Genomic DNA, 12,399 nt, shown 5'->3' with positions numbered 1-12,399 from the left:
AATGAATGTTTTTTACAATATGGAAGGCATAGGAGATACTTTAATCATTTCCATGGCTCCGGGATTTGAAGGCGATAAGTCGTTTGATAAAAAGGGTGACGCTGTAAGGATCTACGACGAGAAAACGGGTGAGACCCTTGGATTTAACCTGTTCAACGCTTCTTCTTACATGACGATTGATGCCAACGGGCAAATGGATATGAATCAGGACAAGCTGAACGAAATGAATGAGGCTATTCAAAAGAATGGATTTGAGGAAATTCTTCAGGCCGATTTCTCCCCTAAGTTTGTTGTAGGGTATGTTCAGGAAAAAGAAAAGCATCCGAATGCAGACAAGCTTAGTGTGTGTAAAGTGGATGTCGGCAGCGAAACACTTCAGATTGTTTGCGGTGCACCGAATATCGACAGCGGTCAAAAAGTGGTTGTTGCCAAAGTCGGTGCTGTCATGCCAAGCGGGATGCTTATCAAAGATGCAGAGTTAAGAGGTGTGGCTTCATCGGGAATGATCTGCTCGGCAAAAGAATTGGATCTTCCGGACGCCCCACAAGAAAAAGGCATTCTGGTCTTGGATGAGAACGCGAAAGCCGGGGAACCATTCTCCTTCTAATCAACATACAAAATCAAAAATTGACTCAGACGGGAATCCCGGATTCCATATGAGTCAATTTTTTTATCCATGAGCAGCATGACTTACGAATGGAGATGGCTGCGGCAGCCAATCATGGACAAAATCTCCCATTCTGGCAATTTTACTCGAATTTTTTCTTTTAACTGTTAAAATAAATAGTGATTACAGTAGAGAGAGTGATAATAATTGAGTTGGCTTAAAAAAATGTTTGGAAGATTTAAAGATGACGACTTTCACTTAGATGAAACCTCCTATCTAGAGGAGAGACATATAGACAATCCGAAACCAAATGATAACCAAAAAGAAATTGAAGCAAGAGTATCCTATCAATATCCTAAAGGCGAATTCCGTTTCCCTATCATCCCTGATCAAAGGGAAACCGGCAGCCAAGAAAGAGTGAAGCGCTCGGAACAAAGAAGGCAGCGGCGCAGCAATTCCCTGCAAGAGGAGGCTCCTGTTGAAAAGGAAGTAAACAAACCAAAAGAAAAACCGAAACAGGAGAAAAAAATCAAAAAAGATGAGGCAGCAAGACGCCCGTTCCGTCCTACTGAAATTCCTTCTCCTATTTATGGATTCAGCAAGCCGGTTAAAAAGGAAGAGGACCCGATCCCATTTGAATTGAAGAGCAGCGAGCCAAGAAGGTGGCCGGGAATAGAGGTACCTTCTGTACAAGATAAGAATACAGATGTAGAAAATAACAGTTTAGAAGAATCAGTTGAGTCGTCTTTTGAAGCAGCAGAACCTGTTACAGATGCACCCAACGAGGCAGCAGTGGATAGACAAGAGGAGACTGTAGAAAGCCTCCATACTGATTCTTCAAGTGAAGGCAGTCCCATAGTGGTCCTTCAAGACCCTGAAGTTTCAGAGGAGGAATCACCAGTTCTTTTGACAGAAGCTGAAGACGATATCCCTTCTGAAACGGAATTCTTTGATAAGCAGGAGGAAGAGAAGGCTCCCGAATGGAGAGAAGCTGAAGCAAGTGAAGACTATCCTGTGATTGAGGACCAGACAATTGAGGAAGGTCCAGACGAGGATACACCTGGGGAAACTCCTGCAGAGGAAGAGGCAGCACCAGCAGCAGAACCTGCTTCTAAACGCTCGCACCTTCCCTTCAACGTCCTGATGCTGAAGCAGGATAAGCGGATGATAGATAGGAACAAACGGTTCGATCAACTGAAGAATGAAAGGGTCTCTGAGCAAAAAGAAGATAGACCACCTGAACCAGATGCACTTGCTGCAGACGAAGTCGTATACGAAGAAGAAATTCCCGCCGTTGAGACAAAAATCGAACTGCAGCCAGTACTTGAAAACGCAGAACCAGAAGAGGCTGCACAAACACAAGCTCAGCTTGCAGAAACAGGGGTGCAGACTGAAACAATCGAAGAAGAGTCTGTAAAAGGAGAGGAACCAGATCAGAAGAAGCCTGAATCCCGTGCCCATCTTCCTTTCAATGTCTTAATGCTGAAGCAGGACAAAAGAAAGACAGCGGTTCCGGATCAAGAAGTTTCTGTCTCTCCTTCAGTGAAGAATATGAAGGAAGAGAAGCTCACTGATGAGACATCAGTGAAAAAATATGAGGAACTTGCAGACCAACCGGTTCAAGAGGAAGGGTATTCTTTCCCGCAGCTGAATTTCCTTTCCCCTCCTGTATCTAAGGAGTCGAGTGTCGAGTGGCTTGAGGCACAAAGGGAACTGTTGAATGATACATTGGTCAACTTTAATGTGAGAGCCAGAGTCGTGAATGTGACAGAGGGACCGGCCGTAACCAGATTTGAGGTACAACCGGAGCCGGGGGTGAAAGTAAACAAAATCACCAACCTGGCTGACGATATCAAATTGAGCCTGGCTGCAAGGGATATCCGAATCGAGGCACCGATTCCAGGGAAGCACACAATCGGCATTGAGGTTCCGAATAAGCAGAGCCGTCCGGTGGCGCTGAGCGAGATTATCTCCAGTGCCCCGTTCCAGGAAAGTTCATCAGCGTTAACAGCAGCTCTCGGCCTCGACATTTCCGGTGAACCGATTGTGACAGACTTGAACAAGATGCCTCACGGACTCATAGCAGGTGCGACGGGATCAGGAAAAAGTGTCTGCATCAACTCCATTCTGGTCAGCCTTTTATATAAAGCCTCACCTCAGGACCTGAAACTTCTGCTGATCGATCCGAAGATGGTCGAGCTGGCTCCCTATAACAGGATGCCTCATCTGGTCAGCCCTGTCATAACGGATGTAAAGGCAGCGACAGCAGCATTGAAATGGGCTGTGGAGGAAATGGAAAAACGATATGAGTTGTTCGCACATAGTGGTGTTCGTGATATCAGCAGATATAACCTGAAAGCCGGAAGAAATGGAGAAAAGAACCAGAAGCTTCCATACCTTGTGATTGTCATTGATGAGCTCGCAGACCTGATGATGATGTCTCCGGCCGATGTAGAAGAAGCAATCTGCCGTATTGCACAAAAGGCGAGGGCATGCGGAATTCATTTAATTATTGCAACTCAGCGCCCGTCGGTGGATGTCATTACGGGTTTGATCAAGGCGAATGTACCAACAAGAATCGCTTTTTCTGTTTCCTCAGGAGTGGACTCCAGGACCATCATTGATTCAAGCGGAGCCGAGAGACTCCTGGGAAGAGGGGATATGCTTTTCCTGGAAAATGGATCATCCAAACCTGTAAGGCTTCAAGGCACTTTCGTTTCCGATGATGAAATTGATGACATCGTCAGCCATGTGAGGGAACAAGGGGAACCGGATTACTTGTTCCAACAGGACGAACTGCTGAAAAAAGCACAAGTGGATGAACAGGAAGATGAACTTTTCCTTGAAGCGTGTGAATTTGTAGTCAATCAGGGAGGGGCTTCCACTTCTCTCATCCAGAGGCATTTCCGTGTCGGATATAACCGTGCTGCCAGACTGGTGGATATGATGGAAAGCCATGGAATCGTATCCGAAGCGAAAGGAAGCAAACCGAGAGATGTGTTAATTTCTTCTAGGGAGCTTGAAGAACTGCAAGACACTAGTACTATCATCTAATAAGTGGTATTCTTAAAAGACGGACTATATCACTAAAACAATACATGTAACTTAATAGCAAAAAAGTGAAGGAGGTTCGTAATCGTTCTTCACTTTTTTGTTTCGTCATATTTTTTAAAAAATAACAACTAAATAGACGTGTACAGTTGATGGTAAGGAGCTTTTAGATGAAAGAAATTCAGTTGAAACTTCAGGGGAAGTTAAGCAGGTTAACCAACGAAACATTCAAGTTTGATGAGAGGGTCAAGGAAGGCTGGTTCTCTGCCGTATATTTTTTGAAAACGAGGGAAATTGCAAAGAAATACAAACCTGATTCCGTCATCACGATGCAGTTCTTCCAAAAGGACCATGCAGTTCTGTGTGGTTCGGACGAAGTCATCGCCCTTTTGCATACATTTGCTGAAAACCCGGAGCAGCTTGAAATCCATTCATTAAAAGATGGTGACAAAATTTCGCCTTTTGAGACGGTGCTCACGGTTAAAGGCAGGTACCAGGATTTCGGTTATCTAGAAGGCATCATTGATGGCATCCTTGCCAGAAGGACGTCAGTGGCAACAAATGTGTATAAGCTGATGAAGGCAGCTTCGCTTTCTGGGAAGCAGAAACCGGTCATTTTTATGGGAGATCGTGACGATCACTACACCCAGCAGGCTGGGGATGGATATGCAGCATTCATCGGCGGATCCACAGCCCAAGCAACACACGCCATGAATGAATGGTGGGGCAAACAGGGGATGGGGACGATGCCGCATGCATTGATCCAGCTTTTCAATGGAGACATAGTAGCTGCGACCCAGGCCTACAAGGAAACCTTCCCGGAGGATGAATTGATTGCACTCGTTGACTATAATAATGATGTTATCTATGATGCCCTGAAAGTGGCAAGGGAGTTTGGTTCAGAATTAAGAGGGGTCCGCGTTGATACTTCACGGACCATGATTGACAAGTATTTTGTCAGGAACCAGCATGTGCTTGGCACATTTGATCCAAGGGGCGTCAATGCTGAATTGATACAGGCGCTTCGCCATGAGTTGGATGCAGAAGGATTCCACCATGTGAAAATCGTTGTATCCGGCGGATTTACGGAAGAGCGCATTCAATCATTTGAAGAAAACGAGGTACCAGTTGATATGTATGGTGTCGGCGGCAGCCTTTTAAAAGTGAACATTGGCTTCACTGGGGATAATGTAACGCTTGACGGACAGCCTCAGGCTAAAGCGGGAAGAAAATTCAGGTGGAATGAGCGTTTGGAAAAAGTCGAATGGCAATAGGTGTGAGGAAAGGTGAAGAAAGAAGAATCGCTGATCAACTTGGCATCTTATAAACGAAAGAAACAGCAGCAGGCTGAGGAGCATACAGAAGACCTGTATCAGCAAAGCCTGCTTTTTTTAGAAAGAGAGACCAATATCCGGGAAAGGGTGAGGGCTAAGTTCTTCTTTTTAAAAAAATTCTCCCTCCCGTTCGAAAGGGTTCCTGAAGGGTCCGACCTGGATATCCTGTTCAGGCAGTGGCTGTTGTTTGATTATAAAACAGCGGCAAACAAAACAGTATTCCATCAATTTCTAAACAAGAATGCAGGACAGATGGCGGAAACGGACAGGATGCTCGGTGCGTTGTTCTTGACAGCCGCTTGGGAACCGGTGGAAGTAATGGAAATTGATTGCGATGAAAATTCATTAATTGTACAGAATATGATACATAAGCACAGTGAGGTAGTTGTATATCCGTCCCGCAAAGGGTCGAACTGGAAAGCCGGTGATCTGGTTTTCATGAGAAAAATACCGTTAGTTACAAAAGGTATGTTAATCGGTCATCCTTTCAGGGTAAAGGATGGAGAAGTATTTGCCGGCCTAATGGACCATTATGAAAGCGTGAGCAAGGACCATAGCATCACTTGGAGAAGCTATTTGAAGGAAAATGCTGCCCGGTTCATTGCCCTTTCGCTATAAAGTCATACTTGTCGTTCATAGCCACTGGCAGAAAAAGATGATATAATCTTTTCATTATAATACGGTCAATACTGAAGCTGGTAGTTGTTCATTATGTACATCCGTTTTGGCTGCCTGCGTGGAATGCCTGCAGACTGGCAAAAATGGATTAATGTCATATACTGCTTACAGATAGATGATTGTTGGAGGTTCTAATATGACAATATACCATTTCGTTGGAATAAAGGGATCTGGAATGAGTGCCCTGGCCCAGGTGCTTCACGATATGGAGTATGAAGTACAAGGCTCGGATGTTGAGAAGTACTTTTTTACACAGAAAGCTCTTGAAGATTCTAATATAAAAATCCTGCCTTTCCAGAGGGAAAATATCGGCGGGGACATGAATGTAATTGCAGGGAATGCATTCCCTGATACACATGATGAAATTGAGGAGGCAATAGAACAAGGGCTGCCCGTTACCAGATACCACAGCTTCCTTGGCGAATTCCTGGAGAAGTTCACCTCTGTTGCCGTTACCGGAGCACACGGAAAGACTTCTACAACCGGCCTTCTCGCACATGTTATCAGGGGGGCAAAGCCTACCTCCTACCTGATCGGTGATGGAACGGGTAAAGGGGAAAAAGATGCTGAGTATTTTGTATTCGAAGCTTGCGAATACAGAAGACACTTCCTATCCTATCATCCTGACTATGCCATCATGACGAATATTGATTTCGATCACCCTGACTACTTCGCAAATGTCGATGACGTTTTCCAGGCGTTCCAGGAGATGGCTATGCAAGTCAATAAAGGCATCATTGCCTGCGGGGATGACGAGCACTTACAAAAGATTCAAGCAAAAGTACCTGTCCTTTTCTATGGCTTTGCTGAAGAGAACGACTTTCAGGCGAGAAATGTGAACAAAACACCTGAAGGAACGACTTTTGACGTATTTGTGAGAAATGAGTTTTTTGCGACGTTCTCCATTCCTGGTTATGGTGACCACAGCATCATGAATGCTTTGTCTGTCATCGCTCTTTGTCATTATGAAGATATCGACACTGAAATCGTGAAGGAAAGGCTCGCTTCTTTCCAAGGGGTAAAAAGAAGATTCACTGAGAAAAAAATCGGTGAACAGATTTTGATTGATGATTATGCGCATCATCCGACGGAAATCAAGGTGACCATTGAGGCAGCAAGGCAAAAGTTCCCGGATCGGGAAATCATCGCAGTCTTCCAGCCGCATACCTTCACAAGGACACAGACTTTCTTGAGTGAATTTGCAAGAAGCCTGTCAGAGGCAGACAAAGTTTACCTATGTGAAATCTTTGGGTCTGCCCGTGAAAACCATGGGAAACTATCAATAGATGACCTTAAAAATAAAGTTGATAATGCTGAAATTATTGATGAAAACAACACAGAGCCATTGATGGCGCACGAAAAAGGCGTCCTGATCTTCATGGGAGCAGGAGACGTTCAGAAATTCCAGGATGCCTATGAAGAAACACTTCGAAATCACGTAGAATAACCTCAAAAAGCTGACAGCCGGAAACAGGCTGTCAGCTTTTTTTGGATCCAGCCCCTTTAGCGCTTTAAAGCAGCCGGGGACAGTCCCCGGCTGCTTTAAAGCGCTAAAGAAATTTATTTATTAAATAGTGAAACCTTCTCATGACTTATTCGTCTTAGCAGTAAAGAAGAAACCGAGGTGACAACCATTTGACAAGTGTCCCAGATAATGAACCTGATTTCCCTGCCGGCAAGGATGACTGGCTTGAGAGCATTATGAATAGGTATGGCGAAAATCTGACGAGGATGGCCTATAACTACGTAAAGGACTGGAAACGTGCAGAAGATATTGTGCAGGATGTTTTCGTTACCTGCTACCATCACTTTGAAAAGGCCGATACAATTCTTTCTTTTAAATCATGGATATACCGACTCACCATCAATAAATCAAAGGATGTGCTGAAGAGCAAGGCTTACCGAACAACGGTTGTTCAATCCGGCTTGCTGGGCCATTTTAAATCTAATGTCCCTTCACCAGAAACGGTGATCATCAAACGGAGTGAAGAAGAGCTTCTCGCTTTAAGTGTCTTGGAATTACCAGTGAAATACCGTGAAGTCATTATCCTTCATTACTATGAGGAACTGCCGATCGTAAAAATCTGCGATATTTTGAATCTGAATCCAAACACCGTGAAAACAAGACTCATGAGAGGAAGAACCAAGTTGAAGAACGTAATGGAAAGGAGGCAACACTATGAAGCTTGAAGACTTGAGGAACGCAATGGATACGACGACTCATAAAGGAACGCATTTTACTGAAAGCCACAAACAAAGGATAAAGTCAGCCATTCGGTCAGAAACCATGCCCCATCATAAACCGAACAGCCTCCTTACTTTTTCTCTATCGGCAGCAGCGATTGCAATCATGCTTGTTTTATTCTCGGGTACATTACTGTTGGATCAGGAGGGAAATCGAGGAGCAAATCTTTCAGCAGAAGAAGACTGGGCTTTCCATGAAGAATACAAGGAGAATAATAGGACGATATTCAGTGTATTTCCGGAACCTGATTTGAAGGCGGGCAAACCATCGGGGTATCTTTTCAGTTTTGAGGAACCCTTTCAAATTTATGAAGGCAAAAAGTTATCAATAAATGCGGTAAACAAAGAAACAGGTGAACAAATCAATGTGGTTGCTCCTGAAAGAGTAACCGACCCGTCACCAGGTTATAGCAGCCTCCAGCGTTATACAGCAAATTTTGAGCTCCCATATGCGGGCATCTGGAAATACGAGGTTCTGCTTGATGGGGAATATTACGGAGATGTCGTTTTGTCTGTTGGGGAAGAACAGGCGCTCATTTTGCCTGAAGATATTCCCGGGTTTGTTAAAAAGGAAGACTTCCAGGAAATTGACTGGGACAAAAAAGCAGCAGTGTTTCACGGGAACATCAGTGGAAATGAGAATAAGTCAGGTGTTATCGGTGCGGATATGCCGAGTTTGACGCCCCAAAAATGGATGTGGCATCTTTGGGGGAATAAGACTTCTGAATTGACGGTCGTCGGGTTTCACCGAAAGTCTCAAGAAGTGCATCCGATTTTGGATAACGGATGGGCATGGACCATGAAATTAAGAGGAGCCGTAAATGGGGCAGATGCTCATATCCCTACAGCAGTCACCATCCCTGAACCTGGAGAGTGGGCACTCCTGCTCTACGACGGTGAAGAACTGTTTGATATACTGGTGTTTGATATACAACAGTAATAGACTGAAGCTGGACTCCAAAATCTAAATGGGCAAATGAGCAGTGGGTAAGTTGGTCCGTTTAAGGGCTAAATGGGCCAATGAGACGCAGAAAAAGGAAGGCTGGTGTCCTCTTTAGGAGTTAAATGGGCCAATGAGCTGCAGAAGAAGGAAGGCTGTTGGCCCGAAAGAGAGCTTATCAAAAAATGGCCCATAAACAAGCCTCGCCATCCCTAAAAAACCCCCAGCCTCAAAGAGGTTAACCCGTTCGGATGAGAGGGAGAAAATGCCTATTTGCTGGTGGTTTTGCGGGTTAAAATACAAAGACTTTTGCAGGCTGCGTTGAAGTGTAATATGTATGAAAAATTACACAAAAAAGAGGAGCTGCCAACGACCTTGCAGCTCCTCACTTCTATTATGCGTTATTTAAGTAAGCCACAGATCGGTTGAACAGCGGGTCTCCCGTTAAACTTTGCATTCATCAGCAATGAAACCAGGTTCTTTGCTAATTGAGGTTTATAGAGGGAAGAATTCCCCTTAATTAGCAAATAGTATTGAAAACAGCTTAAATAGAGGGAGAAATTCCTCTTATTTGACTCAAAAAACGTGAAAATAGGCAGATTTGCTTTGAATGAAGGGAAAAACTCCCCTTATTTTCCGCAAAAACCACATCTACTCTACATCTAACGGTAAAATCTCCCCTTATTTTTCTATCACTCGTTATTCCCCTTCATCTTCCCATCTATTGTATCTGGCAATAACGAATCCGCGGACAAATTTGTAACATAAAATGCAGACCAATTTGCAACACCACATACATTTATGCGGTAGTGCAAATCGGCCTGCAAATCAGTATGCAGCAATAAGCGAAAAAACTTCAAAACCATTGGTATGCAGATAAAAAAGCCGATACAAAATGCTCTGCAAATTGTACCGCAAATTACCTTTCAATTTATTGGTTTCTCCCTCTGAACTGAACGAGTTATCAAAGAAGATGGGGGCAGTTCCTTACTTCAAATTCTCGGGATTCAGCTGTTCCAATTCAGGAATAGTGAACCGGCCGTCCTTTCGGATCAATACATCATCAAAATAAATTTCTCCCCCGCCGTACTCCGGTCTTTGGATCATGACCATATCCCAATGGATGTTGGAGTGGTTTCCGTTATAGGCTTGCTCGTAGCACTCACCGGGTGTGAAGTGGAAGCTGCCGTCAATTTTCTCATCAAACAGGATATCCTGCATTGGATGAAGGATATAAGGGTTAACACCGATTGCGAACTCACCGATATAACGTGCGCCTTCATCTGTATCGAAAATCTTATTGATTCTTTCCGTATCATTCGCTTCCGCAGAAACAATTTTACCATTTTCAAAAGTCAGCTTGACGTTTTCAAAAGTAAACCCGTGATAAGGAGACGGTGTGTTATAAGTGATTGTCCCGTTGACCGAATCTTTAACAGGAGCCGTATAGACTTCACCGTCCGGGATATTCAAGCGGCCGGCACATTTCACTGCAGGGATATCCTTGATGGAGAACGTTAAATCCGTGCCTTCACCGGTGATACGCACTTTGTCCGTCTTATTCATTAATTCAACAAGACCATCCATCGCTGTGTCCATCTTTGCGTAATCAAGGTTGCATACATCAAAGTAAAAGTCTTCAAAAGCTTCCGTACTCATTTTAGCCAGTTGAGCCATGGACGCATTCGGGTATCTCAATACGACCCATTTCTTCTTTGGAACACGGATTTCGCGGTGTACCTTTTTCCCCACAGTGTTCCCTTGGATTTTCATCTTGTCATCGGGTACATCTGCATGCTCATTGATGTTATCCCCTGAACGAAGGCCAATGTAAGCATCCATTTTATCCATGACATTGGCTTCAAATTCAGCAATCATGTCAAACTGTTCTTCTTGGGCGCCCATCAACAGCGAACGGTCCACTGCATGGTCTTTCAAGGAAACGAATGGATAGCCGCCAGCCTCATAAGCCTCTTTCACAAGCGCAGTCACCAGTTCCCGCTGCAAACCAAAGTTTTCAATCAATACTTTTTCACCTTTTTGAAGCTGTACAGAATAACGGATGAGATTCCGCGCCAGTTTCTCGATACGAGGGTCTTTCATATATGTATTCCTCCTAAAAAAGTTCCTTCAGCACTATAAGAGCCAAAAGGATGTTTTGACTTGCTTACCTATATTGTAACCGAAAATCAATTTCTTTTTATATATAAAGATTATCCGTTATATTTAGCATAGGAAAAAAATTCTGGGGGAGTGCCGCTGAATTGCACATGGTGCAAAAAAACTACCGGCAGCAGATACAAAAAGCCCGGATTATACCAGGCACTAAATAAAATGCTTCAAAAAAGTAATCACTGTACCTTCACTAAAAAAACCACAGAAGGGGCATAATAAACTGGAGGATCATGCAGGATATTCACGCTTGAATGGAGAAACTAGTGTTTAAGGACATTTGGTGCCGGGTATAGAATTGCATAAACAGGAGGTGCTGATATGGAGATAATTTTATATTTGAGTGTAGCCTTGATTGCCATTGCATTCATGGTATTAGTAATTAGCCTGACAAAAACCCTTAAGTCGGTACAAACGACTTTAGATAGTGTCTCCCATACCTTGGACGGTTTGGAAACACAATTACAGGGAGTGACAAAAGAGTCTGCGGATCTCCTACATAAGACAAACAGGCTTGCGGAGGACATCCAGCAGAAATCAGAAGAATTGAATACTGTTGTATATGCTGTGAAAGATGTCGGCAGTTCCATCCAAGGATTGAACTCTTCCGTCAAGAAGGTCACAACGTCAATTTCAACGAATCTGGAAAAGAACCAGGATAAGATTTCTCAGTTTGTCCAGTGGGGTAAAGCAGCAATGGAGCTTCGTGATAAGTGGAAAACAAAGGAAAAGCCTTATCACGGCACAAGAAATGCTTATGCTGCCGAAGAGGCGAGAGCTTCTGCAGAGATGGACAGACGCGAGAAAATGATCCAGAGAGCAAGACAAAATTAAAATAGTTCCAGGGGAGGATGTTACGATGACACAAACAGAAAATGATGTTTACAAAAACCAGGTGAGCCATGGCCATCCGAATGGCGGGACAAATACTCATGAGGGAAGCATCAATGCTAAGGATTTCTTGATCGGTTCCTTGATTGGCGGAATCGTAGGGGCAGCTACGGCTTTGTTCCTTGCACCTAAATCTGGTAAAGAGTTGCGTGAAGAACTAAATACGCATGCCGGCACGCTAAAAGAAAAGAGCAGCCAGTGGAAAGATACTGCAATGGAGCGCGGTAATGAGCTTGCTGCAGCAGCAAAAGAAAAGACTTCCGGCATCACTAAAACAGTTCAAGAGCAGTCCAATAACCTGGTCAACAAAGTAAAATCCCAAAATAATACTGAAAGCAGTGAAGTGAGTGGAAATGAGCAGCTTCCTGTTGAAACAGAGCAAAATGATGCTCAGGAGCTGAACCAAAGACTTGAAGAGACGAAGAAGGCTTTTGATGAGACTGAGCAGTCCATCAAGCAATAACTAGTAGCGGTGAAGGCAG

General features: G+C 44.0%; 10 protein-coding genes. 9 read left to right on the top strand and 1 reads right to left on the bottom strand.

Annotation, left to right across the window (positions count from 1 at the left end):
- Position 1: 1 nt before the first annotated feature.
- The 7 genes from ytpR (at position 2) to AC4E8A_RS18180 (ending at position 8,854) form a co-directional block, all read left to right on the top strand.
- Complete coding sequence (gene ytpR / locus AC4E8A_RS18210) at positions 2 to 607, top strand: YtpR family tRNA-binding protein (protein WP_490195081.1); 606 nt, start codon at positions 2 to 4, stop codon at positions 605 to 607.
- A 207-nt stretch (positions 608 to 814) separates the two neighbouring features.
- Positions 815 to 3,661: a DNA translocase FtsK gene (locus AC4E8A_RS18205; protein ID WP_490195079.1), complete on the top strand. Its 2,847-nt coding sequence runs from the start codon at positions 815 to 817 to the stop codon at positions 3,659 to 3,661.
- A 167-nt stretch (positions 3,662 to 3,828) separates the two neighbouring features.
- A complete protein-coding gene (locus AC4E8A_RS18200) occupies positions 3,829 to 4,932 on the top strand; it encodes a nicotinate phosphoribosyltransferase (RefSeq protein WP_490195078.1) in 1,104 nt (367 codons plus the stop codon).
- 12 nt (positions 4,933 to 4,944) lie between these two features.
- Positions 4,945 to 5,610 carry a hypothetical protein gene (locus tag AC4E8A_RS18195; protein ID WP_490195076.1) on the top strand — a complete coding sequence of 222 codons (666 nt, stop codon included), beginning with the start codon at positions 4,945 to 4,947 and terminating at the stop codon, positions 5,608 to 5,610.
- Positions 5,611 to 5,806: 196 nt separating this feature from the next.
- Complete coding sequence (murC, locus tag AC4E8A_RS18190) at positions 5,807 to 7,117, top strand: UDP-N-acetylmuramate--L-alanine ligase (protein ID WP_490195074.1); 1,311 nt, start codon at positions 5,807 to 5,809, stop codon at positions 7,115 to 7,117.
- 188 nt (positions 7,118 to 7,305) lie between these two features.
- Positions 7,306 to 7,860, top strand: a complete 555-nt coding sequence (locus tag AC4E8A_RS18185) for a sigma-70 family RNA polymerase sigma factor (RefSeq protein ID WP_490195073.1) — start codon at positions 7,306 to 7,308, stop codon at positions 7,858 to 7,860.
- A complete protein-coding gene (locus AC4E8A_RS18180) occupies positions 7,850 to 8,854 on the top strand; it encodes a DUF4871 domain-containing protein (RefSeq protein ID WP_490195071.1) in 1,005 nt (334 codons plus the stop codon). The genes AC4E8A_RS18185 and AC4E8A_RS18180 overlap by 11 nt, the downstream gene beginning before the upstream one ends.
- 987 nt (positions 8,855 to 9,841) lie before the next feature.
- On the opposite strand, the gene AC4E8A_RS18175 is transcribed toward AC4E8A_RS18180, so the two are convergent.
- Positions 9,842 to 10,957, bottom strand: a complete 1,116-nt coding sequence (locus tag AC4E8A_RS18175; protein WP_490195069.1) for an aminopeptidase — start codon at positions 10,955 to 10,957, stop codon at positions 9,842 to 9,844.
- Between the two features lie 390 nt (positions 10,958 to 11,347).
- Here AC4E8A_RS18175 and AC4E8A_RS18170 point away from each other — a divergent pair, with 390 nt between their 5' ends.
- Entirely contained in the window at positions 11,348 to 11,860 is a 513-nt protein-coding gene (locus tag AC4E8A_RS18170; RefSeq protein ID WP_490195067.1) for a DUF948 domain-containing protein, read from the top strand.
- A 25-nt stretch (positions 11,861 to 11,885) separates the two neighbouring features.
- Positions 11,886 to 12,380, top strand: coding sequence for a YtxH domain-containing protein (locus AC4E8A_RS18165; protein WP_490195065.1), 495 nt, complete (start codon positions 11,886 to 11,888; stop codon positions 12,378 to 12,380).
- Positions 12,381 to 12,399: the final 19 nt, after the last annotated feature.

Source organism: Bacillus sp. SRL337, assembly GCF_984799155.1.
This window is presented reverse-complemented; position numbering and strand designations above follow the sequence as displayed.